Source organism: Kitasatospora sp. NPDC059827, from assembly GCF_042731675.1.
GTDB lineage: Bacteria > Actinomycetota > Actinomycetes > Streptomycetales > Streptomycetaceae > Kitasatospora.
Genome location: NZ_JBHWIV010000032.1, coordinates 23,902 through 47,940 on the forward strand (window position 1 = coordinate 23,902; position 24,039 = coordinate 47,940).

The window sequence follows — 24,039 nt, forward strand, 5'->3', positions numbered from 1 at the left end:
GACCAACCCACCCTCCCGAGAGCCCACCCCCGAACCAAAGCCCCGCGCAGCGGCCCCCGCCACTCGGCGCCCCCGCCACCCCCCGCTCGGCGGGGTCCCCGCAGCCGTTCGCGTCCCGGAGCCGGATTGTCACCCGGGCGGAGTAGGCGCAGGCTGGCAGGAGGGCCAGGGAAGCGGCCCGCCCCGGTCGGCCGCGGAACAGATGACGGCCGCCGGTCAGGCACGAGGGGCAGGGCAATGGCACGCGGGAAGCTCTGGGGCTACGTCGCGTCGGGGGCCCGGGCGCTCGGCGCGCTCGGCGGCGCGAACGGCGCGGGCGGCGCCGAACGCAAGGGCGGCGGGGGCACTGCGGAGGGGCTCGGCCCGTATCCGCCGATCTCGATGGCCGGCCCCCGGCCGCTGTCCCGTACGGAGCTGGACCGGCTGAGCTGGACCGGCCGCCAGGCCGGGTGCGAGCCCCAGGCGCGGCACGTGCAGGTCTCCGAGGTGGTGCGCCGGGTGGTGCGCGGCGGCGGCCGGGCGGCGGCCGTCACGCTGCGGCTGGCGCCGGGCCTGCCGGTGGTGGCCGGGGACGCCCGCCGGATGGAGGCCGCGATCGCCGGGCTGCTGGACCACGCGATCCGGCGCAGCCCGCTGGGCGGCCGGGTGCTGGTCCGCGCGGACGTCAAGCGCTCGGGCCCGTCGGCACCGCGCACCGCAACCGGGCGCACCGCAACCAGCCACGGCGCGACCGGACACGGCACAGCCGGACACGGCCGGGAGCGAGTGGAGATACGAATATCCGATCGCGGTTCGTACGAGCCGCCCGAGGCCCGCGAGTGGCTGCTGGCGGGCGTGCGGAGCACCGGACCGGTGGGACCGGCGCTGCACAGCCTGGTGCTGGCGGCCGGCGGCCGGCTCGCGGTGGAGCCGACCCCCGGTGGCGGCATGACCGTCGTCCTGCTGCTCGGGGTCGCCTACGACTGAGCCACGCCCCGGCCACCGCTCCGGCGACCGCCCCGACCGCCCCCAGGCGCCCACCGCACGGCGAACGGCGCGCTCCGAACCTAGACTTGCCCCATGCCCCGGCTCAACGACCAGGTCAGGGAGCTGCTCCAGGAGTACGCCGACCTGATCAACATCACCGGCGGGGACGCCTTCCGGGCCCGCGCCTACGAGAAGGCCGCCCGGGCCGTCGGCGGCCACCCCGAGGACCTGGCCGGTCTGGACGTCAAGGGGCTCCAGCAGATCCCCGGCGTCGGCAGGTCCACCGCCGAGAAGATCGCCGAATACCTCGCCGACGGGAAGATCTCCGCGCTGGAGGCCCTGCGCGCCGAGATCCCGTCCGGCGTACGGGAGATGATGGCCGTCCCCAGCGTCGACCCCAAGCGTGCCCTCTCCCTCTACCGGGACCTCGGGATCGGCTCGGTGGACGAACTCGCCGACGCGATCCGCGCCGACCGGCTGTCCGGTGTGGCGGGCTTCGGCGAGCGCAGCGGCGAGAAGATCCTGCACGGCATCGAGCTGATGCGGCAGTCCGGCGGCCGCACCCTGCTCGACGCCGCCACCGAGCTGGCCGAGCAGTTGGTCGAAGCGCTGTCCGCCGTTCCCGGCTGCACCCGCTGCACGTACGCGGGTTCGCTGCGCCGGATGCGCGAGACGGTGGGCGACATCGACGTGCTGGCGACCGCCGCCGACTCGGCCCCGCTGATGGCCGCCCTCACCGAACTCCCGTACGTGGCCGAGGTGATCGGCAGCGGGCCGACCAAGACCTCGGTCCGCACCACCGGGGGGATCCAGGTGGACCTGCGGGTCGTGCCCGAGGAGGACTGGGGCGCCGCGCTGGTCTACTTCACCGGGTCGAAGGCGCACAACATCAAGCTGCGCACGAGGGCGGTTCGGGCCGGCCTCAAGCTCTCCGAGTACGGGCTGTTCGAGGCCGCCGGCGACACCGGCAAGGGCCCGGAGAACGGAAAGGGCCCGGAGAACGGAAAGACTCCGAGGAAGAAGGACGAGGGCGCAAAGGTGGTGTCCGCGACCGAGGAGGAGGTGTACGCCGCGCTCGGGCTGCCCTGGATCCCGCCGCCGCTGCGCGAGGACCGGGGCGAGATCGAGGCCGCGCTGAACGGTGAACTCCCGGAGCTGATCCAGGAGTCGGACCTGCGCGGCGACCTCCACACCCACACCGACCTGACCGACGGCCTGGCCACCCTCACCGAGATGGTCGACACGGCGGCGGCCCGCGGCTACTCCTACTACGCCGTCACCGACCACGCGCCGGACCTGGTGATGCAGCGGATGACGGACGAGAAGATGCTGGCCCAGCGCGAGGAGCTGCGCCGACTCGCCGACCGTCACAAGAAGTTGCGCCTGCTGCACGGCACCGAGCTGAACATCGGCCCGGACGGCGGGGTGGACTGGCCGCCCGAGTTCCTGGCCGGCTTCGACGTCTGCGTGGCCTCCGTCCACTCGCACTTCACCCTGGACCGCGCCGCCCAGACCCGCCGGCTGGTCCGGGCCTGCGAGAACCCGTACGTCCACGTCATCGGCCACCTCACCACCCGGCGGATCGGCCGGCGCGGGCCGATCGACGTCGACCTGGACGCGGTGTTCGCGGCCGCCGCCCGCACCGGCACCGCGATCGAGATCAACAGCTCCCCGCAGCGGCTCGACCTGCGGGACGAGGACGTGCTGCGGGCCAAACGGCACGGTGTGCGCTTCGCGATCGACAGCGACGCCCACGCCACCGGCCAGCTCGGCTACCCGCGCTTCGGCATCGGCACGGCGCAGCGCGGGTGGCTCACCGTCGACGACGTGGTCAACGCCTGGACGTGGCAACGGTTGAAGCACTTCCTCCGCAAGGACGCACTACGGAAGTAGTGCCCCGCACTACGACCGTAGTTGCCGAGCCCTCGGCGCACCGCCCGCACACCCCCGCCCTCACACCCCCCGAGTGATGCCCCCGGTCGAAGCCCCCGGCGAGGCCAGCACCCGCGCCGCGCTGCGGTGCCCGAGCCCGGCCGCCAGGTGGAGGTCCCCGGTGTCCAGGAACCCGGCCAGGAAGCCCGCCGCGAAGGCGTCCCCGGCCCCGGTGAGGTCCCGCACCTCGGCGACCGGCGGCACCGGCACGGTGAACAGCCCGTCCCCCGGCACGTCCACGGTGGTCGGCTCCGCGCCCGCCTTGGTGACCACCGTCGAGGCCGCCAGCCGGGCCCGCTCCGGCCCGGGCAGGCCGTCCACCAGCAGCCCGAGGTAGGCGGACTCGGAGCGGTTGGCGAACACGAAGGTGGGCGCCAACTCGGCCAGCAGGGCGAGGAAGCGCTCCCGCCCGTACTGCTCCAGCATCCCGGTGGAGGAGGCGTCCACCGAGGTGGTGCCGCCCGCCTCCCGGACCCGGTCGAGCGCGTCAACCGCCGTCCGGCCGACCGGCTCGCCGTCGAAGGAGTAGGCGGGCACGTGCAGGTGGGTCAGTCCGCCCAACCAGTCGTCCGGGACGCGTTCCAGCAGCTTGGCGGCGCCGCGGTCGGGCAGCATGGTCCGTTCGCCGTCGCGGTCGATCAGCACCACGATGCTGCCGGTCCGACCGTGCCGCTGCACCCGGACGTCCACGCCGTGGCCGCCGAGTTCGGCCACGACGCCGTCCCCGATGGCGTCCGCGCCGACGCAGCCGAGGAAGCGGGCCGGGTACTGTCCGGCGGCGAAGCAGGCGACGTTGGCCGCGCTGCCGCCGCGCCGCCGGAAGACCTGGGCGCCGGAGTCGGTGCCGTGGCGCAGCGGCCCGTCGACCCAGACCACGATGTCCTCGACGAGGTCGCCGAGCACCCCGAGCACGGGTCAGGCCCCGGCGGTCGCGGCGGCGGACCCGTCGGCCCGATCAGCCCCACCAGACCTACCGGCCCCACCAGCCCCACCACCCAGGGCTGCCAGCGCCGCCGCGATCTCCCCGCCGAGGCGGACGTTGCCGCGGTAGACCTCGACGTTGACCTCCAGGCTGCGCCCGCCGGTGTCGCGCTGGATGTGGTCGAGCAGGAACGGGGTGGAGGCGTTGCCGGTGATGCCCCGGCGCTCGGCCTCGGCCCAGGCCCGGGCCAGGATGCCGTCCAGCTCCTCCGGCGGCAGCTGCTTGGCCGGGTCGACCGGGTTGGCGATCAGCACGGCCTGCGGCAGGTCGAGCCGGTCGCGGGCGTCGATCACCGCGGCCGCCTCCGCGGCGGACTGCACGGCGAAGTTGATCTCGTGGCCGGAGTCGGTGACGTAGAAGCCGGGGTACTTGGTGGTTCGGTAGCCGATGACCGGGATGTTGAGGGTCTCGAAGCGCTCCAGGGTGGCCCGGATGTCGAGGATGGACTTCACTCCGGCGCTGATCACGGTGACCGGGGTGGCGGCCAGGGTGGTCATGTCGGCGGACTCGTCGAAGCTCTCGGCGGCACCGAAGTGGACGCCGCCGAGGCCACCGGTGGAGAAGACCCGTACGCCCGCGCGGTGGGCGAGGAAGGCGGTGGCGGCGACGGTGGTGCCGCCGTGCCGGCCGAGCGCGGCGACCACCGGCAGGTCGCGCAGGCTGACCTTGTCCAGGCCGTCGGTGGCGGCGAGTTCGGTGATCTGCTCGGTGCTCAGGCCGACGGTGGGGACGCCCGCGTGCACGCCGATGGTGGCGGGGACGACGCCCGCCGCCCGCAGCTGCTGCTCGGCCTCCAGCGCGACCGCCAGGTTGCGGGGTCGCGGCAGGCCGTGGGTGAAGATCGTCGACTCCAGGGCGACCACGGGCCGGCCGTCGGCGACGGCCCGGGCGACCTCCTCGGAGATCTGGATGGCGGGGGTGCTGGCGGGCTGTCCGGTCATGGCGGGAGCTTCCTGTGAGATGCCACTGCGGTGGGGCAACGTGACGCTCAGCGTATGGACGGTTCGGATCGGAAACCAGAATGAGTCCTGGGGTTTCCGATAGCTGGTCAGCTATTGGTTCGCACTAGGATGACCCGCATGGGCTTCACCTTGCGGCAGCTGGAGGTCTTCCTGACCGTCGCCGAGACGCTGCACTTCGGCCGGGCCGCCGAGCGGCTGCACATCTCGCAGCCGACGGTCAGCCAGGAGGTCGCCCGACTGGAGCGGACGGTCGGCGTCGAGCTGTTCGACCGCAGCCGCCGCTCGGTCGCGCTGACCGAGGCGGGCGAGGTGATGGCGACCGAGAGCGCGAGACTGCTGGAGCAGGCCGGCGCGATGCTGGCCCGGGTCCGGCTGCACGAGGAGTCCCGGCTGGGGACGGCCCGGATCGTCGCCTCCCCGAGCGTGGCGAACCGGCTGCTGCCCGCCGTGGTCAGCCGGGCCGAACAGGAGCTGCCCGCGCTCGACACCGCCGAACTCGCCGTCGACACCGGCCAGGTCTCCGCCACCCTGGCCGGCGAACTCGCCGACATCGGACTCGGCCGCTTCCTGGAGGACGTCCCCGGCTACCGGCTGGAGCGGATCGCCGACGAGCCGGTCCGGGTCGCCCTCGGCCGGGACCACCCGCTGGCCGCCCGGACGACCCTGCGGCTGGCCGAACTGCGCGACCTACCCCTGCTGTTGTGGCCGCGCGAACAGCACCCCCGGTACTACGACCACGTGCTCGGCCTGTGCGCGGAGCACGGCGTCGACCCGCCGGTGCTGGTCAGCCCGCCACGGATCGTCGGCTCGCGGCTCTACCTGCTCGCCCGCAACCGCGCCTTCTCCCTGGTGCCCGGCTCGATGACCGGCCACCTCACCGAGGACGTGGCCACCGTGCGGCTGGACGGCCGGGCCACCCTGCCGCTGGAGATGCAGTGGCGCACGGACGACCGCCGCCCCCCGCTGGCGACGCTGCGCAACCTGATCCGCCAGGAGGCCGCGGCCCTGGAGGAGTGGTAGCGGCAACGGCCCGCCCACGGTCCGGGAGGGCGGACCGACGCCCCGCCGGAGGGCCCGAAAGCGACTCTTGACGGTCACATGCCAGCGCCGGAAGGATGCCCGGATCACCCACTCGGCCCGTCGCGCGCCGACGGGCCGCCCGACCCCGGGGACCCACCTTGGCCCTGTTCCCCCGGCGCTCCCCGCGCCACCTGCTGCGCCGCCTCGCCGGACTGCTCGGCGCCACCGCCCTCACCCTCGCCGGCACCCTGACCGCCGCCGCCCCGGCCCACGCCGACTTCGGCAGCGACTACCACGACCCGGTCACCGCCACCAAGCCGCTCACCCGCCCCGACACCCGCTCCTGCACCGTCGAGGTGATGCACGACCGGGAGTTCCGCAACGGCTACGGCAACCCGCCCGACACCCCGTACACCGCCACCCTCACCCCGCCCGCCGACTGCGCCGGCCCCTGGTCCGCCGTGGTCCTGGACCTCCACGGGCAGGTCGCCGGGCGGCAGTTCGACCGGATGTTCAGCGTCCGCGTCGGCGGTGTCGAGGTCCTGCTGTCCTCCACCCCGGAGCCGTCCCCGGACGGCATCCAGTGGAACGTCGAACGCGATCTCACCCGCTACGCCCCGCTGTTCGCGGCCGGACCGCAGCCGTTCTCGCTCGACCTCGCCAACGTCACCGATGCCACCTACACCGGCGTCTACAAGGTCTCGGTCGGCCTGACCTTCTACACCGCGAACGACCGCTGGCCCGCCGCCCACGGCGCCGACCAGGTCCTCACCACCGGCCCGTTCTCGCTCACCCAGGCCGCCCCGGGCACCGCCGAGGACCTCACCTTCCCGCAGAACCTGCAACGGCTGACCGCCGAGGTGTACGCGCGGGGCGGCGGCGCCTGCGAGGAGTTCGCCTACGCCTCCGCGCCGGACGCCTTCGTCACCGCGAACCCGTCGATCGGCGCCTGCGGCAAGGGCCCGTTCCGCGAACTGAGGCTGACCGTGGACGGCCGGGTGGCCGGCGCCGTCTGGCCGTACCCGGTGATCTACACCGGTGGTTGGGACCCGCTGCTGTGGCGGCCGGTCCCCGGTGTCTTCGCCTTCGACCTGCCCGCCTACCGGCTCGACCTCACCCCGTACGTCGGTCTGCTGCTCGACGGGCGCCCGCACAGCGTCGGCATCGCGGTGAACGCCTCCGAGGCGCAGAGCAACGACGTCTGGACCGGCCAGGTCAACCTGTTCGCCGAGGTCGACCACGACACCGCCCGCACCTCCGGGCAGCTCACCGACTACCGGGTCGCCCCCGAGGCCGCCGTCACCACCCGGCTCACCGACCACGGCGGCGGCAGCGGCGACTGGACCGTCACCGCCGCCCGGCACGACCTGGCCCGCGGCTGGGTGCAGACCTCGCACGGCCGGATCACCACCGAGGTCCGCGACGACCTCGCGTTCAGCTCCGCCCAGCAACTGCGCGACAGCGGCAACGACGTGACGCTGCACAACGGCACCGACCTCACCCGCACCACCGCCACCTGGGGCGGCGGACCGCACCGCACCACCACCGTGCACGAGGGCGAACCGCTGGACGTCACCTACAAGGTGACCCACGACGCGGCCGGGAACACCGACCAGAACACCGCGATGGACCTCGGCTACCACCGCGAGGCCACCACCGCGACCGGCGGCCACGTCACCGGGCGCAGCACCGTGGACCACACCCTGCGGCCCACCGCGACCCGCCACGACGGCGACCGCACCGTCCGGACCGGCAGCAGCACCGAGGACTACCGCAGCACCGGACCGGACGGGCCGTACCACCGGACGCTGAGCTTCGTCGACGGGTGGCCGAAGCCCTGAGGCACTCCCCCCGAGGCCCCTGGGGCCCCCGGAGGCACGACTTGCGAAATTCGCCCGATTTCGGACTGTTCACCCCTGGTGCACGGCTCGTAGGAAGCGCATGATGGGAGGTGGACCTGCGAGGTAGCTGAAGGAAGTTCGACCGCAGGAGGCAGTGGCGACAGGTCGAGACGGATCAGGGTCTGCCGCTGGTACTACCTCGGTCGACGATCGAACTACCGGCCGGAGGACGTGATGTCCGGAGGCCACCCCCACCTCGCAGGTTCCACGCGTCCACGGAGCATCCCCTCGGCCCCGTGGACGCGCCCTCGCGCGCTGCCGCCCTCGCGCCCTGCCGCGCGCTACCGCGGCACCGGGTACCCCATCTCCCAGGCGTGCACGGCGATCCCGACCCGGTTGGGCACGCCCAGCTTGCGCTGGATGCTGGCCACGTGGGTCTTCACCGTCCCCGCGGAGATGAACAGTTCGGCCGCGATGTCGGCGTTGGTGCGGCCCGCCGCGACATGACCGGCGATCTCCACCTCCCGTTCGGTCAGCGGCACCGCCACCCCCGCCGCGGCCGGACGCGCGGGCCGCCGCGGCGCCGTCACGTGCTGGAGCAGCCGCACCGTGACCGACGGGCTGATCAGGCTCTCCCCGTCCGCCGCCGCCCGTACCGCCTCGGCCAGCAGGGCCGGGCCGGAGCGCTTCAACAGGAACCCGGAAGCGCCGTGCCGCAGCGCCGGGTAGACGTACTCGTCCAGGTCGAAGGTGGTCAGCACCACCACCCGCACCGATCCGGACAGCCGCCTGGTCACCTCCAGCCCGTCCAGCCGCGGCATCCGGATGTCCACCAGGGCGACGTCCGGCCGCAGTTGGGCCGCCAGCTCCAGTGCGGCGACGCCGTCCACGGCCTCGCCCACCACCTCGATGTCCGGCTGGGCGTCGAGGATCCGGCGCACACCGCGCCGGACGGCCTCCTGGTCGTCCGCGACCAACACCCGGATCACCCGCGGGCACTCACCGTTCGCACTCGTCACACCGGGCAGTCTCCCGCACCGACCGGCGGGCGGGAAAGGCCGGGAGAGGCCGGGAGAACCTGGTAGACGGCGGGAAGGACGGGAGGGCGGGAGAGGGCGCCGGGAAAGTTCACGCGGCCGGTCCGGCGCGGTTCACCTCCGCCCGGTGAAGCTGACCGCCATGAACGCTTCCAGTGGACGTCCGCCCGTCACCCCCTCCGTCAGCCGGCGCGGGCTCCTGGCCGGGGCGACCGGCCTGAGCCTCGGCGGCGCCGTCTCCCTCTCCGGCGTCGCGGCCACCCCCGCCGCCGCCTCCCCGCTGCTGTGGGAGCGGCCGGAGCGCTCCGGCGCGCCGCGGGTCGGCGGGCTGCACCTGCAGTTCGGCTCGGACGCCTCGCGCGAGGTCACGGTCTCCTGGCACACCACCGCGTCCGTCTCCAACCCCCGGGTGATGTACGGGACTTCGCACGGCGGCTTCGGGCGCACCGAGCAGGCCGAGACCCGCACCTACCGGGACGCCAACTCCGGTACCGAGGTCCAGGTGCACCACGCCCGGATCGGCGACCTGCACCCCGACACGGACTACGTCTACGCGGCCGTCCACGACGGCGCCACCCCCGAACTCGGCACCGTCCGCACCGCCCCGCGCGGCCGGGCCGCCTTCACCTTCACCAGCTTCGGCGACCAGGGCACCCCGACCCTCGGTAAGCAGACCGCCAACGGCTACGCCAACGACAACCTCGGCAGCCCGGCCGCGGGCGACACCACCGCCGGGGTCGAGCGGGTCGCCCCGCTGTTCCACCTGCTCAACGGGGACCTCTGCTACGCCAACCTCTCCACCGACCGGGTCCGCACCTGGTCCGACTGGTTCGAGAACAACACCCGCTCGGCCCGCCACCGCCCCTGGATGCCCGCCGCCGGCAACCACGAGAACGAGAAGGGCAACGGCCCGATCGGCTACGGCGCCTACCAGGCCTACTTCGACCTCCCGGACTCCGACGCCGACGACGAACTACGCGGCCTCTGGTACGCGTTCACCGCCGGCTCGGTGCGCGTCATCAGCCTCAACAACGACGACGTCGCCTACCAGGACGGCGGCAACAGCTATGTGCACGGCTACTCCGGCGGCGCCCAGCAGCGCTGGCTGGAGCGGGAGTTGATCGCCGCCAACGCCGACCCGGGGATCGACTGGATCGTGGTCTGCATGCACCAGGTGGTGATCTCCACCGCCGACAAGTTCAACGGCGCCGACCTCGGCGTCCGCGAGGCCTGGGTGCCGCTGTTCGACAAGTACGGTGTCGACCTGGTGGTCTGCGGCCACGAGCACCACTACGAGCGCTCCCACCCGATCCGCGGCCAGCAGCCCACCGACACCCGCACCCCGATCCCGGTCGCCACCGGCACCGAGACCGTCGACACCACCAAGGGCACCGTCCACATGGTCATCGGCGGCGGCGGCACCTCCGCCCCCTCCAACCACCTCTTCTTCACCCCGCCCAAGGCCCGGGTGATCACCGGCGTCGGCCCGGTCGACCAGGCCACCGGCAAGCGGCCCCCGGTCTACGTGATCGAGGACGCCCCCTGGTCCGCCTTCCGCGACGCCCAGAACCCGTACGGCTTCGCCGCCTTCGAGGTCGACCCGGGCGAGCGCGGCGGCCGCACCAGCATCGCCGTCACGTACTACTCCGTGAGCGGCCCGTACGGCGACCTCGTCCCGGTCGACCGCTTCACCCTCACCCGCCCGCGCGGCCTGCGCGGCGGCGGCCGGGGGCGCTGACCCCCGCCCACGCCCGGGGGCGCGGGTCGGCGCCCCCGGGCCCCCGGGGGCGCCCGGGCACCCCCGGACACCCCCGGGCACTCCTAGATGTGGGTCCACCCGCCGTTCGCGAAGAGTCCGAGCGGGCCCGCGAGGAGCAGGGCGGCGAATGCCGTCCCCACCCGGCCGCGGTTGCGCCGACCGGTGAGCAGCAGCATGACACCGGACGGGAAGGCGAAGACGAACACCGGCAACGGGAGCAGCAGCATCGGCACCGAGCACACGGCCTGGACGCCGAGCTGCAACCAGCCGACCGTGAGGCAGGCACGCCGGAAGCCCGGCTCGCGCGGTACGGCCAGGGGCAGCACCGTCATCCCGAGGAATCCGACGTACAGGCCCCAGAACCAGGCGTTGCCGTCCCCCCACCACACCCCGCCGACGGCCCACGGCATCCAGGCGACACCGGCCAGCGCGACGAGGACGCGCCCACTCCTCCGGACCCGACCGCGGACCAGGGTGGCACGCGGCCCCCTCGGCCGGTCGGTGAACGCGGCCTCGGCCGCGAAACCGGGCTGCGCCGGCAGTGACTCGCTCATCCCTACCCCCGTGAGAACGATCCCGCGAACGATTTGAACGTGTTCAACATAGCGCGCCGACCGTCACCCGGAAAGCCGGGGGGCACCCCCGCGTCACCGCCCCGGCAGGGTGCAGCACACCTCCCAGCCCGAGGGACCGGACGGGCCGGCGGTCAGGGCGCCCCCGTGGGCGGCGGCCCGGGCCGTCAGGCCCGCCAGGCCGGTGCCGCCCGCGCCCGGGCGGCGGCGCAGCCGGGGCCGTCGGGCGGCCGGCCCGCCGGTGTCGCCGACGGTCACCCGTACCGCCCGGCCGTCCGACTCGGCGGCCACCCGGACCGTCACCGCGGTGGCCTGCGGAGCATGCCGGCGGACGTTGGTCAGGGCCTCCAGGACGACGGCGTACGCGGTGGCCCCGGCCTCGACGGCGAGCAGTCCGACGGCCTCCGGGGCGAGCTCCACGGTGGCGCGCGGGCCACCCGTCGTACCGAAGCGCTCCACCAGCTCCGGCAGGTCGGCCAGGCCGACCCGGCGGGTGGTTCCGGCCGCCGCCCGGCCTTCGCGCAGCGCCCCGACCATCTCGTCCATCGAGTCCAGCGCCCGCAGCCCCGCCTCCTCCAGGCGGCGCAACAGGGCGGCCGTCTCCTCCGCTTCCTGGCCCGGGAGCCGGCCGGCCTGGGCCTCCAGCACGATGCCGGTGATCTCGTGGGCGACGAAGTCGTGCAGCCCGCGGGCGACGTCCAGCCGCTGCTCGCGCCGCGCCCGCTCGACGGCGCGCTCCCGCCGGACGTCCAGCACCCGCAGGTAGAGGCCCGCCCCGGCCACCCCGAGCACCGGCAGCAGCGAGAACAGCACGCCGCCCACCGGCCCGGCCGCACCGCCCTGCGGCATCCGGAGCACGAACCGCAACGGGAGCAGCACGGCCGCGAGGGAGACCAGCCCGCCGACCGGCCAGGCCCGGCGCTCGGGCAACCGGCGGACGGCCCGGTACAGCACGCCCAGGAGCGCGAGCCACTCCAGCGGCAGCCAGAACGCGGGCAGCCGGTACGACCCCGGGTAGCCCAGGTCGACCAGCAGCGAGACCCCGGCCGCGCCGGCCGCCGCGGCGGCGAGCGTGACGCGGCCGAGCGGCCAGGGCAGCAGCGCCACCGCGGCTGCGAACGCGGCCGTCAGGGCGAGCAGCAGGGCCGCCCCGCGGTCCCCCGGATGGGCGAGCACGACGGGCGCGAGCAGCAGCAGAGCGGTGGCGACGGCGGGCCAACGGCGGCGCCGGGCGGGGCGGGACTGACGGTCGGTGCGCACTCCGCCGAGCCTACGGGCCGCTCTTCCGGGGGAGGCCCGCTCCTCCCCGCGCAGGAGGCGACTCCCCTCCGCAGCGGGAGGTCAGGGCGGCCCGGACGGGACAGACTCGATGCCGTCGGAACAACCCCCGCAGCGGAGGACGGATCACCGTGGATCTCCGAGCGCCAGGGCGCGGTAGCGTTCATCCGCACGACCGGCCCGGCCCTCTGGAGAAGCAGATGCACCCCGACCGCCCGATCCCGACCGGGCCGACCGAAGCCGGCGCGGGGTTCAACGACCCTACCGGGGAGGGCCGTTGAACCCCGCGCCCGAACAGCCGCAAACCGCACAGCCACAGCCCGAACAGCCTCGGCCCGACCGACCGCAGGCCGACCGGCAGCAGTCCGACTACGCCCGACTCGCCGTCCTCGGGCCGTACTTCGCCCTCGACACCACCCCCGACACCGACCCCGCCGGCCCCCCGCCGCCCGGCTTCCGCCCGCTGCCGGAGCTGTACGGCACCGGCCCGGACGCGCCACTCGCCGCCCGGATCCGGGTGGTGGCGCAGCGCCTGGGCACGGCCGAACTCCGGGTCGCCGCCTCGATCCTGCACCTCGGCCTGGCCGCCCGCTTCTGGTCGGTGGGCATCGGCTCGGCCGTCCTGCTGGGGACGGTCCCGACCCTGGACCACGCCTGGGTGCGGATCCCGGACCAGGGACCGATCCACCTCTGGACGCCGCCGGAACCGGTCCGCCCGGAGCCCGGGGACCTCGTCGATCAGCTCCACCGGTCCGTCCTGATCGGGCAGTTGGAGCCACTGGCCGCAGCAGTGCGCGCCGCCGTGCCGCTCTCGGCACGCCTGCTGCGCGGCAACGCGGCCTCCGCGCTGGCCGGGACGCTCCGGGTACTGAGCCCCCGGGCGTCGCTGCCGGCCCGGGAGTTGGTCACGCGGCTGCTGGACCGTCCACCACTGGCGGGCTCCGGCACGCTGCACACCGGCCCGCGCGGGGCCGCGTTCCGACGGACGAGCTGCTGCCTCTACTACCGGACCGCACCGGGCGCCGGGCTCTGCGGGGACTGCTGCTTCACCCGCCCGCCGGCCCGGCGCGGGCCGCAGGAAGCGGCCTGAGGCCCGCGCCCGGCTTGTCCGGAGCCGGGTGCGGGCCACTTGTTCCCCACCCGGTTCCGATGCCCTCGCACCGGGTGAAGTCCCTTCGGGCGGACGGTCCTCAGACCGCGACCGCCGCCTCCATCTCCTCCTCGGCCTCGGCCGCCGCCTCGGCCCGCGCCGCCACCGCGCGGCGCCCGCGGCCCTCGTACACCGCCGCGGCGGCCAGGGCCGCCCCGCCCAGCAGCAGCCAGACCACCAGGGTCAGCACGTGCCCGCCGAGGCCGGCGCCGCCGTCGAAGTACAGGAGGTCCCGCGCGCCCTCCAGGTAGCCGGCTCCGGTCCAGAAGCCGTGCAGGGCCCCGAAGAACCCGTTCTGCAGTTCGGGCCGGTAGATGCCGCCGGAGGAGGTGAAGTTGAGCATCACGAACAGCACCATCAGGGCCAGCGTGGTCCACTTCTTCAAGAAGCTGTGCAGGCCGATGCCGATCAGCACGATGCCTGCGGAGTAGAGCCAGCCGAGCGCCCAGACGGCGGCGTAGTCGTGATCGACCACGTGGAAGAGCGGACCGGCGGTGGCGATCCCGATCACACTGACCACCAGCGAGACGGCCGCGCCCACCAGGGCCCGGATCCGCATCGGCAGCCCGGCGCCGGCCGCGCCGATCACCGCGACGCTGGCATAGGAACCGATGCTCAGCGCGACCAGCAGGAAGAACAGGCCCTGGCCGGTCGGGTCGCCCTCGGCGGGGGTGGTGAGGTCGGTGACGTGCAGCGGGACGCCCTGCCGGTCCGTGACGTTGGTGAACACCGCCGTGGCGGCCACCACCGAGGTGTCGGAGTTGCCCTTGGCCACGATCAGCTCCGGGTTCCGGGCGTCCGGGACGAAGGCGCCGACCAGGCCGCGGTCGCGCAGCAGCTGCTCGGCGGCGGAGCGGTCGGCGACGGTCCGCACGTCCAGCGCGGCACCGGCCTTGCCCTGGATGGTCTGCGCCAGCCCCTGGGCCTGCGGTCCGGCGCCGACCACGGCGACCTTGAGGTGGTGGGGCTCGGGCTGGTGGAAGGCGCCCTGGTAGGCGAGGGCCATGCCGAGGCACATCAGCAGCGGGGTGAGCAGGTGGACGGCGAGGTGCTTGAGCGCGTGCCCCGGGGTGGGCGCCGCGGTGGGGGTCTGGGGTGTGCTCATGGCGTTCGTACCGTCCTCCGGCGATCTCTTCGACGATGGTGGCAAATACAACCAATGCAGGTGGTAAATGCAACCATCTATGGATGTAGCTTACAACCATTTGACGTCGATCGGAAGCCGCCCGGAAGCCGGGCCGCCCGGAGCACGCCCCCGACGGCCCGACGACCGGCAACCGACAACCCGGCTCAGCCCGGCTCAGCCCCGCTCAGCCCAGCTCGAACACCCCGTACGAGAAGCCCTCGGCCCGCAGCTCACCGTCCACGAACCGCACCCCCTGCACCTCCAGCGGCCGCACCGCACCCCCGCCCGGGAGGCCCGCCGGCCGGACCACCCCCGGCTCCCGACGCGGGTTCACCGCCACCAGGTACCGCCCGGACCGCACGTACACCAGCGGGTACCCGGCCTGCCGCACCTCCACCCCGCCGGCGGCGCCCAGCCCGGGATGGGCGCGGCGCAACGCGATCAGGCGCCGGACGGTGTGCAGCAGCGAGGTCGGGTCGGCGCGCTGGGAGAGCACGTCCGGGCGGTGCGGGTCAGGGTCCGGCGGCAGGTAGCACCGCTCGGGCGCGGCCGTCGAGAATCCGGCCGACGGACCCGGCGTCCACTGCATCGGGGTCCGCGACCCCGCCCGGTTGAAGCGCGGGCCGAGCACGCTGCCCTCGACGTCCGGCAGTCCCGGCAGGTAGCGCATGCCGATCTCGTCCCCGTAGTACACGGCGGGCAGGGTCGGCCAGGTGAGCAGGAAGGCGAAGGCGGGGGCGAGTTGCTCCCCGGAGCGCGGGGCGGTGGCCAGCCGGGAGAAGTCGTGGTTGGCGGTGGGCAGCACGATGTGCCCGTTGCCCTCGGTGAGTTCGGCGGCGGAGCGCCAGGCGTCCAGGAAGGTCTGCGGGGTGCCGCGCCCCTCGGCCTCGAAGTAGCACGGGCCCTGGTGCCAGAACTCCTCGACCGTCCCGCCGCCGTTGTTCCACAGCGAGCGCAGGGGCAGGCCGTGGTCGTCCCCGCCGAAGTGCAGGAAGAAGTCGGCGTGGAACCCGGCCGCGACGGCGGCGGCCGGTTCGCCCCACTCCGCGAGCAGCGCGGCCTCGGGGTGGGCGCGGTCCAGCCAGTCGCGCAGCTCGGTCCAGAGCTTGGCGGTCTCCACCCGGCCCGGGTCGTCCTTGACCAGCGAGTACGCCATGTCCACCCGGAAGCCGGCCACGCCGAGGCCCAGCCAGTGCGCCATGATGTCGCGCAGTGCCGCCCGGTTGGCGCGCGGGCCCTCGGCGTCCACCGGCTGCCGCCAGGGCTCCGACGAACTCGTGCGCGCGTAGCCGAAGTTGAGGGCGGGCTGACAGTCGAAGAAGTTCGGCCGGTACCAGCCCGGCCGGCTCCCGGGCGAGGCGACGAAGCCGTCCACCGGCCGGTCGGACCAGATGTAGCGCTGGTCGGCCGGGTCCTCCGCGGAGGCCAGGAACCAGGGGTGGCGGTCGGAGGTGTGCCCGGCGACCAGGTCCAGCAGGATCCGGATGCCCTTGCCGCGCGCGGCCTCGACCAGCGCGACCAGGTCCTCGGTGCGGCCGTAACGCGGGGCCGGGGTGAGGTAGTCGGTGACGTCGTACCCGGCGTCGCGGAACGGCGAGGCGAAGCAGGGGTTGAGCCAGACGGTGTCCACTCCCAGCCAGGCGAGGTGGTCGAGGTGCTCGGTGATGCCGGCGAAGTCGCCGATGCCGTCGCCGTCGGAGTCCGCGAAGGACTGCGGGTAGATCTGGTAGAGGACGGCGTCGGCCAACCAGTCGGGGCCGGGGCGGGTCGAGGTCATGGGGCGGGTCCTCCTGTCGGGTCCGGGGGCCGCCCGGGCCGGGGGCCGAGGGGCCCGGGGTGGGCCGGGTGCCACCGATTCTCGTCCGATCCCGGCCGTCCCGACAGCCCGCCGCGCACCTTCACCGAACCGCCGCCGGACCGAACCGCACCGCACCGCCGCCGGACCAGCGCGACGCGGGGCCGGCGCCGCGCCGCGCGAACCCCACTCCCCGGAAAGCCGCTACGCCCCCGCCGCGCAGGCCAGGGTGAACGCCCGGGCCCGCCTGGTGATCTCCGCCCAGTCCCCCGCCTCCACCACCGCCGGCGGCACCACATCCGTCCCCGCGCACACCGCGAGCGCCCCCTGCGCCAGGAACTCGGCCGCGTTGCCCGCGTTCACCCCGCCCGAGGCCACCAACGGCACGTCGGGGTACGGGCCGCGCAGGTCCTTGAAGTAGCCCGGGCCGAACGACCGGGCCGGGAAGATCTTGACGGCGGCCGCCCCCAGGTCGACCGCCCGGGCCACCTCGGTCGGGGTCAGCGCCCCCAGCACCACCGGCACCCCGCGCGCCCGTCCGACCTCGGCGACCTCGGGCCGGCAGCCGGGGGTGACCAGGAAGGAGGCCCCGGCGTCGATCCCCCGCCCGGCCTGCTCGGCGGTCAGCACCGTGCCCACCCCGACCCGCCACCCCGCCGCCGAGGCACGTTCCAGATGGTCCGTCACATGCGGTGTGGTGTAGGTGAATTCGGTGAAGTTGATGCCGCCTTCGGCGAGTGCGGCGCACAGCGCGGCGGCGTCCGGGATCCGGGGTGCGCGGACCACCGCGATCACCGGGTCGTTCCGCAACTCGGAGAGCGCGTTCACGGCGTTCGTGCTGTTCACAGCATTCGTGGCGTTCATCGGGCCAACATTCATCGGGCCAGCGTTCATCGGGCCAGCGTTCATCGGGCCTGCGTTCATCGGGCCTGCGTTCCTCGATCGGTGCGGCGCAGGGCGCGCCCGGGCCGGGCGCCGGTGGTGCGACCCTGCCGGACGACGGCGGTGCCGTTGACGTACACGTACTCGATCCCCTCGGCGGGCAGCCGGGGTTGCTCGAAGGTGGCGGTGTCCCGGACCCGTTCGGGGTCCAGCAGCACCAGGTCGGCGTGGTGGCCGGGGGCGATCCGGCCGCGCCGGTCCAGCCCCAGTCTGGCGGCGGGCCGGCCGGTCATCCGGGTGATCGCCTGTTCCAGGGTGAGCACGCCCAACTCCCTTCCGTAGTGGCCGAGGTAGCGCGGGAAGGTGCCCCAGGCGCGCGGGTGCGGCCGGGCCCCGACGAGCAGGCCGTCACTGCCCGCGGTGTGGGCGGGGTGGCGCATCACCGCCCGGACGTTCTCCTCGTGCCCGACGTGCTGGAGGACGGTGGTGGCCAACTCGTCGCGGCGCAGCAGGTCGAGGAAGACCTCCGTCCCGCCGGTCCCCCGCTCGGCGGCCAGGTCGGCGACCGTCCGGCCGACCGTCGGCGCGAGGTCGGCCGAGCGGACGCCGGAGATCTGGACGGTCGCCCAGTCGGCGACCACGCCGTGGCAGCCGTCGCTGCCGGTCCGCTCCATCGCGTACCGGATCCGCTCGCACGCGGCCGGGTCGGCGAGCCGCGCCAGGGTGGCGCCGGGGCCGCCCTCAGTGGCCCAACTCGGCAGCAGGGCGGCCAGGGTGGTGGAGCCGGGCAGGTAGGGGTAGCTGTCCAGGGTGAGGTCGACGCCGTCCGCGAGCGCCTGGTCGACCAGTTCCAGGAACTCGCCAGCCCGGCCCCGGTTGACGCCGAAGTTCATCGTGGCGTGGGTCAGGTGCAGCGCGCAGCCGGACCGCCGGGCGATCTCCACCATCTCCGCGTAGCCCTCCAACGCACCCTTCCCGTACGAGCGTTGGTGCGGCGCGTGGAAGCCGCCGTAGGCCGCGACCACGGTGCACAGCGCGGCCAGCTCGGCGGTGTCCGCGTACATCCCGGGGGTGTAGCTGAGACCGCTGGACATGCCGACCGCGCCGTGCAGCAGGCCCTGCGCCAACACCTGCCGCATCCGGTCGAGTTCGGCCGGGGTGGGCGGGCGGTTGTCCCAGCCCATGGCGAGCATCCGCAGCGAGCCGTGCGGGACCAGGTAGCAGGCGTTGACGGCGACCCGGGTGCGGTCGATCCGGTCCAGGTACCCGCCGACGTCGCGCCAGTCCCAGTCGAAGCCCGCCGGATCGCCGTTCCATCCGGCCAGTTGCCGGCGCAGCGCGGGCAGGGTGGTGTCGTCCACCGGGGCGTAGGACAGGCCGTCCTGGCCGAGCACCTCGCAGGTGACGCCCTGGGTGACCTTGGCCGGGTGCTCGGGTTCGAGCAGCAGGGCGAGGTCGGAGTGGGCGTGCATGTCGATGAAGCCGGGGGCGAGCACCAGGCCGTCGGCGTCCACCACGGTGCCCCCGTCGAGGCCGGCGCCGATCTCGGTGATCACGCCGTCGGCGATCCGCACGTCCGCCCGGTAGCGGTCGGCGCCCGTCCCGTCGACGACCGTGACCCCCTTGAAGACGGTCGCCCCCGGGAAGGCGGTGGTTCTCTCCCCCGCCGTCATCAGAAGAACGTCCTGATCAGCCCGGTGACCTTCGGCTCGGCCGCGTCCGCGCAGTCCAGCACCGGGATCGCGGTCCACTTGTCGAAGGCCGTGCACGGGTGCGAGACGCCGAGCCGCAGCACCGCGCCGATCGGTGCGAGGTCGCCCGCGTCGCGGAGGAAGGCGTGCTGGTCGTTGAGGGCGGTGATCCGGGCGGCCGTGCCGGTCAACGCCGCACCGCCACGCACCAGTTGCGGCTCGGGCAGCCCCTCGTCGAAGGGCAGGTCGCGCTTGCCCGCGTCCAGCAGCGCGAGTTGGGGCTCGGGCCGGGAGGCCACCCGGGCCCAGCCGTGCAGCGCACCGCGGAACGGGGTCGGCCCGCCGCCCCGGGCGAGCGGGGAGATGCCCCGGTAGAAGCCGTCGTCGTGGGCGATGTACGCACCCGAGCGGAGCACCACCAGCGCCTCCGGCAGGGCGGCCAACTCCTCGACCACCAGGTCGAAGTAGGCGCTTCCGCCGGCCGACACCACCGGTGGCGCGCCGTCCGGGTAGGCCCCGGCGAGCCGGCCGTGCAGTTCGCCGAGCGCGTTCAGGTAGCCGCGGACGGCGGCCAGTCCTTCGGCGGTGGCGTCGTGCGCGAGGGCGCCCTCGTACCCGCCGACGCCGGCCAGCCGCAGGGTGGGGGCGCGCAGCACGGCGGCGGCGACCTCGACGGCGGCGTCCACGCCGCGCACGCCGGTCCGCCCGCCCGGGCCGCCGAGTTCGACCAGCACCTCGACCGGCCGCTCGGCCCCGGCGGCGCGCAGCGCCTCGTCCATCAGCCGTACGCCCTCGGTGGAGTCGGTCCAGCAGAGGAAGCCGAAGCCCGGGTCGGCGGTCAGCTCGGCGGCGAGCCAGGCGAGTCCGGCCGGGTCGAGCAGGGTGTTGGCGAGCAGGATCCGCTGGACGCCGAAGGCGCGGGCGACCCGCACCTGGGGCAGGTTGGCGAGGGTGATCCCGTGGCTGCCGGCGGCGAGTTGGGCCTGCCAGAGCTGGGGCGCCATGGTGGTCTTGCCGTGCGGGGCGAGCGCGACGCCCGCCTCGGCGCACCAGTCGGCCATGGTACGGACGTTGTGGTCGAGCGCGGCGCCGTCGAGGGTGAGCAGCGGGGTACCGAGCGAGGAGAGGGTCGGCCCGGTGGCGAGCCAGTCGCGCGTGGTGCGACCCCAGCTCTCCGGCGGGGCGGCCTTGAACCGCCAGTCGAGGGTCTCGTCGGCCAGTGCCGCGACCGCCCCCTCGGCGATGCCGGGCCCGTCCGCGCCGCTCGCGAAGGCGCCACTGCCCGCGAGGGTGCCACTGCCCGCGAAAGTCTGCTCCACCGTCTTCCTCCATCCGCCATGTTGCAACATGTGCAACGAGGGTTGCACATGTTGGCAACACGGTTCTAGCATCGGCGCCGGATCACGGTCAACGGAGTCGAACCCCACCGTCAGAGGTCGACACACCGCCGCCGCAGACGAGGAGCCCAGCAGATGCCGCCACAGGACCACCCGGGGCCCGACCGCCCCGGCCCTCCCCCGACGGCCGTGTGCGTGGGCGAGTCGATGGCCGTACTCCTGCCCGACCGCCCCGGCCCGCTGGAGTCCGTGGACACCTTCCGGCTGTCCGTCGGCGGCGCCGAGTCCAACGTGGCCGGGGCCCTGGCCGCGCTCGGCGTGCCGACCGCCTGGATCAGCCGAGTCGGCGACGACGGCTTCGGCCGCCGCCTGCTCGCCGAGGTCGCCGCCCGCGGCGTGGACGTCTCCGGCGTCACCGTCGACCCGCACCGCCCGACCGGCCTCTACCTCAAGGAGGTCGGCGGCACCACCGGCCACCGGCACGACCTCGGCCCCGGCCGCAGCCGGCTGCACTACCACCGGCGCGGCTCCGCGGCCGCCGCCCTCTCCCCCGCGCTGCTCACCGACCCGGCCGCCGCCGGCCTGCTGGCCGGCGCCCGCCTGCTGCACCTGTCCGGCATCACCGCCGCGCTCTCCGACGACTGCCTGGCCCTGCTGCGCGCGCTGCTCGCCGACCGCCGCCCGGGGCGGCTGGTCAGCTTCGACCTCAACTGGCGCCCCGCGCTCTGGCGGGACCGCGACCCGGCCGTGCTGCCGCCGCTGCTGGACGCCGCCGACCTGCTGCTGCTCGGCGCCGACGAGGCCCGGGCCGCCTTCGGCACCGACGAGCCCGCCGCGCTGCGCCGCCGCTTCCCCGCACCCGCCACCGTGGTGATCAAGGACGCCGCCCGGCTGGTCACCGCGCTGGACCGGGACGGCACGGCCGTCGCCGAACCGGCCCTGACCGTCGAGGTGGTGGAGGCGACCGGCGCGGGCGACGCCTTCGCCGCCGGCTACCTGGCCGGCACCCTCCACGCCCTGGACCAGCGCCGTCGGCTGCGGCTGGGCCACCTGAGCGCGGCCTGCGCGCTGACCGCGCACGGCGACCAGGCCGAACTGCCGCCGGCCCCGGTGCTGACCGCCCTGCTCGACGCCTCCCCCGCCGACTGGGCCGCCACCCGGGTCAGCGCCGAGGGCATCGACTCCCCGGCCCTGCCCGCCGCCCGCCCCTGGCTGCGGACCGGCGCGGACGCACTGGCCCTGACACCGGCCCAGGAGGAGGCGCGGGCGGCGACCCAGGCGGTGGCCGGGACGGCCGCCGGGGCGCGCGCCGACCGGGCCCGGGCACAATGAGCACCGACCCCCGCCACCCGACCGGAGCACGAGCCCGATGAGTCAGACCGTCACCCGCGCCCTGCGCATCCTCGCCGAGCTCGGCGAGGGCGAGCGCTCCCTCGACCAGTTGGCCGAGGTCCTCGGCGTGCACAAGACCACCGTGCTCCGGCTGCTCCAGAGTCTGGAGGAGGAACGGTTCGTCTACCGCGACGCGGCCTACCGCTACCACCTCGGCGCCGGCCTGTTCGCCCTGTCCGGCCTCGCCCTGGAGCAGCGCGGCATCCGCCGGATCGCCGCCCCGCACCTCGCCGAGCTGAACTCCGCCACCGGCCAGACCGTGCACCTGGCGGCCTACGAGGGCGGTGAGGTGGTCTACATCGACAAGTTCGACTCCCGCCACCCGGTCAGGATGTACTCCCGGATCGGCCTGCGCGCCGCCCTGCACAGCGCCGCCGTCTCCAAAGTCCTGCTGGCCGATCTCCCGCTGCCCGAGCGCCGCCGGGTGGTGGCCGGGATCGACTTCACCCCGCACACCGAACGCACCCTCACCACGCCCGAGGCGCTGCTCGCCGAGCTGGAGAAGGTCGCGGCCCAGGGCTGGGCGCAGGACCACGCCGAGCACGAGGCCTTCATCAACTGCGTCGCCGCCCCGATCCGGGACGCCAGCGGCCGGGTGGTCGCCGCCGCCTCCATCTCCGTCCCGGACGTCCTCCTCCCGTACGAGCAGGTGCTGGACCTGCTCCCGCAGCTGCTCGCGACCGCCCGGGCCGTTTCGGCCGACTGCGGCCGCCCCGACCACAACTGACGAACCGTCACCGAACCTTCCCCGATCGCAAGGAGTCCCGACCCCGATGTCCTCCGACAAGACCGAGATCCGCACCGACGGCGCCCCTGCCCCGGCCTGGATGTTCTCCCAGGGCGTCCGCAAGGGCCCGATCCTCCAGGTCTCCGGCCAGGGCCCGCAGGATCCGGCGACCGGCGAGTACCTCCACCACGGCGACGTGAAGGCGCAGACCCGCCGCACCCTGGAGAACGTCAAGGCCATCGTCGAGGCCGGCGGCGCCACCATCGAGGACGTGGTGATGTTCCGCGTCTACCTCACCAAGCGCGCCGACTTCCCGCTGATGAACGAGGTCTACGCCGAGTTCATCGAGGAGAACGTCAAGCCCGGCGGGGTGAAGCCGTGCCGCACCACGATCTTCGTCGAACTGCCGCAGGAGCCGATGCTGGTGGAGATCGACGCCCAGGCCGTCATCGCCTGACCACTTGGCGGCCCGACCGCCTGACGGCCTGAGCGCCCGAGCGCCCGACCCGCCGCCGCGACACCCCGAGGGCCCGGACGCCACCCACGCGTCCGGGCCCTCGGCGCATCCGCACCCCGCCACGCCACCACCCGCCCGCTTGCCCACTTGCCACACCCCCAGGGGGACATTAGGTTAGCCTCACCTAACCAACAGGAGGTCCGTTCATGAGCATCACCGCCGGTGACGCCGAGGTGCCCGAGCCCACCACCGCCGAGCGGGTCCGCAGCCTGCTCAACGCGACCTCCTCGCTCACCGTCCGCGCCCTCGGCGAGCACCACGACCTGGACACCCCGGTCTCCGTCCACGGCTCCCGGCTGCGCCTGCGCGCCCCGCTGGACGCCCCGCTCGTCGCGGCCCTCGCCGCCACCACCGACGGACTGGCCGTCGTGCTCGACGTCACCGACGTCTCCCCCGTGGCGGTCCGCGACCGCATCCGCGGCCGACTCACCCTGGCCGGCCGGCTGCACCTGGCCCACCTCGCCGACGACGGCCTCAGCGTCCACCTGCGGGTCGACGTCGCCCACGCCGTCCTCGCCACCCCGTACGGCACCGGCGCGCTCACCGCCGCCGACCTCTCCCTCGCCGCCCCCGACCCGCTGGCCCGTCACGAGGCCGCCCTGCTCACCCACCTGGCCGACGACCACGCCGACGCCCTCGACCTGCTCACCCGGCTGCTCGACCCGGCACTGCTCACCCACGGCCCGGCCGTCCGCCCGCTCGCCCTGGACCGCCACGGCCTGGTGCTGCGCCTGGACCACTCGCACGGCCACCGCGACGTCCGCCTGGTCTTCCCCGAACCCGCCCGCGACACCGAGGACTTCGGCCACCGGATGCACGACCTGATGGCCGCCGCCGAACACGGCCTCCCGGCCCGCCGCCCCTGACCGCCGCAGTCGGCGCAGTCGGCGCAGTCGGCGTCCGCCCCCGAACTCCCCACCCCCCTCGGCGCGTTCGGCCGAGCACCGAGGGCTCGAAAACGACGCACGGAAAACGGCAGCGGCCGGACCGGCCGTACGAGAGGTTGTCCCGTACGGCCGGGCCGGCCTTGGGCGTGTCCCGCGCCCAGGTCCACCGGTGCGGCGATCACCCGG

General features: G+C 74.6%; 20 protein-coding genes. 10 read left to right on the forward strand and 10 right to left on the reverse strand.

What is annotated here, in order from left to right; all coding sequences use genetic code 11:
* Nucleotides 1-237 precede the first annotated feature (237 nt).
* Both ACFV8H_RS21180 and ACFV8H_RS21185 read left to right on the forward strand, forming a co-directional pair.
* The gene (locus ACFV8H_RS21180; RefSeq protein WP_380402024.1) at nucleotides 238-966 is read left to right on the forward strand and encodes a hypothetical protein; all 729 of its coding nucleotides are present in this window, start codon (nucleotides 238-240) and stop codon (nucleotides 964-966) included.
* 93 nt (nucleotides 967-1,059) lie between these two features.
* A complete protein-coding gene (locus ACFV8H_RS21185; RefSeq protein WP_380402027.1) occupies nucleotides 1,060-2,859 on the forward strand; it encodes a helix-hairpin-helix domain-containing protein in 1,800 nt (599 codons plus the stop codon).
* Between the two features lie 60 nt (nucleotides 2,860-2,919).
* On the opposite strand, the gene ACFV8H_RS21190 is transcribed toward ACFV8H_RS21185, so the two are convergent.
* Complete coding sequence (locus ACFV8H_RS21190) at nucleotides 2,920-3,810, reverse strand: carbohydrate kinase family protein (protein WP_380402030.1); 891 nt, start codon at nucleotides 3,808-3,810, stop codon at nucleotides 2,920-2,922.
* A gap of 3 nt (nucleotides 3,811-3,813) precedes the next feature.
* Nucleotides 3,814-4,821: a pseudouridine-5'-phosphate glycosidase gene (locus ACFV8H_RS21195; RefSeq protein ID WP_380402033.1), complete on the reverse strand. Its 1,008-nt coding sequence runs from the start codon at nucleotides 4,819-4,821 to the stop codon at nucleotides 3,814-3,816.
* Nucleotides 4,822-4,959: 138 nt separating this feature from the next.
* Between ACFV8H_RS21195 and ACFV8H_RS21200 the strand changes: the two genes are divergently transcribed.
* Complete coding sequence (locus ACFV8H_RS21200; RefSeq protein ID WP_380402036.1) at nucleotides 4,960-5,862, forward strand: LysR family transcriptional regulator; 903 nt, start codon at nucleotides 4,960-4,962, stop codon at nucleotides 5,860-5,862.
* 158 nt (nucleotides 5,863-6,020) lie between these two features.
* Nucleotides 6,021-7,703 (forward strand): peptide-N4-asparagine amidase, encoded by a 1,683-nt coding sequence (locus tag ACFV8H_RS21205; RefSeq protein ID WP_380402039.1) that lies wholly within the window; start codon nucleotides 6,021-6,023, stop codon nucleotides 7,701-7,703.
* A 341-nt stretch (nucleotides 7,704-8,044) separates the two neighbouring features.
* Here ACFV8H_RS21205 and ACFV8H_RS21210 read toward each other — a convergent pair whose 3' ends face one another.
* Complete coding sequence (locus tag ACFV8H_RS21210; RefSeq protein ID WP_380402042.1) at nucleotides 8,045-8,722, reverse strand: response regulator; 678 nt, start codon at nucleotides 8,720-8,722, stop codon at nucleotides 8,045-8,047.
* Nucleotides 8,723-8,882: 160 nt separating this feature from the next.
* Here ACFV8H_RS21210 and ACFV8H_RS21215 point away from each other — a divergent pair, with 160 nt between their 5' ends.
* The gene (locus tag ACFV8H_RS21215) at nucleotides 8,883-10,478 is read left to right on the forward strand and encodes a purple acid phosphatase family protein (RefSeq protein WP_380402045.1); all 1,596 of its coding nucleotides are present in this window, start codon (nucleotides 8,883-8,885) and stop codon (nucleotides 10,476-10,478) included.
* 83 nt (nucleotides 10,479-10,561) lie between these two features.
* On the opposite strand, the gene ACFV8H_RS21220 is transcribed toward ACFV8H_RS21215, so the two are convergent.
* Nucleotides 10,562-11,053 (reverse strand): hypothetical protein, encoded by a 492-nt coding sequence (locus tag ACFV8H_RS21220; protein ID WP_380402048.1) that lies wholly within the window; start codon nucleotides 11,051-11,053, stop codon nucleotides 10,562-10,564.
* A 93-nt stretch (nucleotides 11,054-11,146) separates the two neighbouring features.
* Nucleotides 11,147-12,331: a sensor histidine kinase gene (locus ACFV8H_RS21225; RefSeq protein ID WP_380402050.1), complete on the reverse strand. Its 1,185-nt coding sequence runs from the start codon at nucleotides 12,329-12,331 to the stop codon at nucleotides 11,147-11,149.
* A gap of 295 nt (nucleotides 12,332-12,626) precedes the next feature.
* On the opposite strand from ACFV8H_RS21225, the gene ACFV8H_RS21230 reads away from it, so the two are divergent.
* Nucleotides 12,627-13,439, forward strand: coding sequence for a (2Fe-2S)-binding protein (locus tag ACFV8H_RS21230; protein WP_380402053.1), 813 nt, complete (start codon nucleotides 12,627-12,629; stop codon nucleotides 13,437-13,439).
* Between the two features lie 100 nt (nucleotides 13,440-13,539).
* Here ACFV8H_RS21230 and ACFV8H_RS21235 read toward each other — a convergent pair whose 3' ends face one another.
* The 5 genes from ACFV8H_RS21235 to ACFV8H_RS21255 all read right to left on the reverse strand — a co-directional run bounded on the left by ACFV8H_RS21235 (nucleotide 13,540) and on the right by ACFV8H_RS21255 (nucleotide 20,312).
* Nucleotides 13,540-14,604: a hypothetical protein gene (locus ACFV8H_RS21235; protein WP_380402056.1), complete on the reverse strand. Its 1,065-nt coding sequence runs from the start codon at nucleotides 14,602-14,604 to the stop codon at nucleotides 13,540-13,542.
* 205 nt (nucleotides 14,605-14,809) lie between these two features.
* Nucleotides 14,810-16,402 carry an alpha-amylase family glycosyl hydrolase gene (locus ACFV8H_RS21240; protein WP_380402059.1) on the reverse strand — a complete coding sequence of 531 codons (1,593 nt, stop codon included), beginning with the start codon at nucleotides 16,400-16,402 and terminating at the stop codon, nucleotides 14,810-14,812.
* A 222-nt stretch (nucleotides 16,403-16,624) separates the two neighbouring features.
* Nucleotides 16,625-17,284: a bifunctional 4-hydroxy-2-oxoglutarate aldolase/2-dehydro-3-deoxy-phosphogluconate aldolase gene (locus ACFV8H_RS21245; protein ID WP_380402062.1), complete on the reverse strand. Its 660-nt coding sequence runs from the start codon at nucleotides 17,282-17,284 to the stop codon at nucleotides 16,625-16,627.
* 56 nt (nucleotides 17,285-17,340) lie between these two features.
* Nucleotides 17,341-18,975 carry an amidohydrolase family protein gene (locus ACFV8H_RS21250; RefSeq protein WP_380402065.1) on the reverse strand — a complete coding sequence of 545 codons (1,635 nt, stop codon included), beginning with the start codon at nucleotides 18,973-18,975 and terminating at the stop codon, nucleotides 17,341-17,343.
* On the reverse strand, nucleotides 18,975-20,312 hold the full coding sequence (locus ACFV8H_RS21255; protein WP_380402068.1) for an amino acid deaminase: 1,338 nt from the start codon (nucleotides 20,310-20,312) through the stop codon (nucleotides 18,975-18,977). Before ACFV8H_RS21255 ends, ACFV8H_RS21250 begins: the two co-directional genes overlap by 1 nt.
* Before the next feature lie 153 nt (nucleotides 20,313-20,465).
* Between ACFV8H_RS21255 and ACFV8H_RS21260 the strand changes: the two genes are divergently transcribed.
* The 4 genes from ACFV8H_RS21260 (at nucleotide 20,466) to ACFV8H_RS21275 (ending at nucleotide 23,832) form a co-directional block, all read left to right on the forward strand.
* On the forward strand, nucleotides 20,466-21,662 hold the full coding sequence (locus ACFV8H_RS21260) for a sugar kinase (protein WP_380402071.1): 1,197 nt from the start codon (nucleotides 20,466-20,468) through the stop codon (nucleotides 21,660-21,662).
* Between the two features lie 37 nt (nucleotides 21,663-21,699).
* Nucleotides 21,700-22,449 (forward strand): IclR family transcriptional regulator, encoded by a 750-nt coding sequence (locus ACFV8H_RS21265; RefSeq protein ID WP_375893627.1) that lies wholly within the window; start codon nucleotides 21,700-21,702, stop codon nucleotides 22,447-22,449.
* A 46-nt stretch (nucleotides 22,450-22,495) separates the two neighbouring features.
* Nucleotides 22,496-22,906, forward strand: coding sequence for a RidA family protein (locus tag ACFV8H_RS21270; protein ID WP_380402074.1), 411 nt, complete (start codon nucleotides 22,496-22,498; stop codon nucleotides 22,904-22,906).
* A gap of 206 nt (nucleotides 22,907-23,112) precedes the next feature.
* Nucleotides 23,113-23,832 carry a DUF2470 domain-containing protein gene (locus ACFV8H_RS21275; protein ID WP_380402077.1) on the forward strand — a complete coding sequence of 240 codons (720 nt, stop codon included), beginning with the start codon at nucleotides 23,113-23,115 and terminating at the stop codon, nucleotides 23,830-23,832.
* The last annotated feature ends 207 nt before the right edge of the window (nucleotides 23,833-24,039 follow it).

Bases quoted from the DNA above. Each gene is read 5' to 3' on its own strand.
- ACFV8H_RS21180 (WP_380402024.1), top strand. From the start codon at position 238: ATGGCACGCGGGAAGCTCTGGGGCTACGTCGCGTCGGGGGCCCGGGCG.
- ACFV8H_RS21185 (WP_380402027.1), top strand. From the start codon at position 1,060: ATGCCCCGGCTCAACGACCAGGTCAGGGAGCTGCTCCAGGAGTACGCC.
- ACFV8H_RS21195 (WP_380402033.1), bottom strand. From the start codon at position 4,821: ATGACCGGACAGCCCGCCAGCACCCCCGCCATCCAGATCTCCGAGGAG.
- ACFV8H_RS21200 (WP_380402036.1), top strand. From the start codon at position 4,960: ATGGGCTTCACCTTGCGGCAGCTGGAGGTCTTCCTGACCGTCGCCGAG.
- ACFV8H_RS21215 (WP_380402045.1), top strand. From the start codon at position 8,883: ATGAACGCTTCCAGTGGACGTCCGCCCGTCACCCCCTCCGTCAGCCGG.
- ACFV8H_RS21220 (WP_380402048.1), bottom strand. From the start codon at position 11,053: ATGAGCGAGTCACTGCCGGCGCAGCCCGGTTTCGCGGCCGAGGCCGCG.
- ACFV8H_RS21235 (WP_380402056.1), bottom strand. From the start codon at position 14,604: ATGAGCACACCCCAGACCCCCACCGCGGCGCCCACCCCGGGGCACGCG.
- ACFV8H_RS21240 (WP_380402059.1), bottom strand. From the start codon at position 16,402: ATGACCTCGACCCGCCCCGGCCCCGACTGGTTGGCCGACGCCGTCCTC.
- ACFV8H_RS21245 (WP_380402062.1), bottom strand. From the start codon at position 17,284: ATGAACGCCACGAATGCTGTGAACAGCACGAACGCCGTGAACGCGCTC.
- ACFV8H_RS21250 (WP_380402065.1), bottom strand. From the start codon at position 18,975: ATGACGGCGGGGGAGAGAACCACCGCCTTCCCGGGGGCGACCGTCTTC.
- ACFV8H_RS21260 (WP_380402071.1), top strand. From the start codon at position 20,466: ATGCCGCCACAGGACCACCCGGGGCCCGACCGCCCCGGCCCTCCCCCG.
- ACFV8H_RS21265 (WP_375893627.1), top strand. From the start codon at position 21,700: ATGAGTCAGACCGTCACCCGCGCCCTGCGCATCCTCGCCGAGCTCGGC.
- ACFV8H_RS21270 (WP_380402074.1), top strand. From the start codon at position 22,496: ATGTCCTCCGACAAGACCGAGATCCGCACCGACGGCGCCCCTGCCCCG.
- ACFV8H_RS21275 (WP_380402077.1), top strand. From the start codon at position 23,113: ATGAGCATCACCGCCGGTGACGCCGAGGTGCCCGAGCCCACCACCGCC.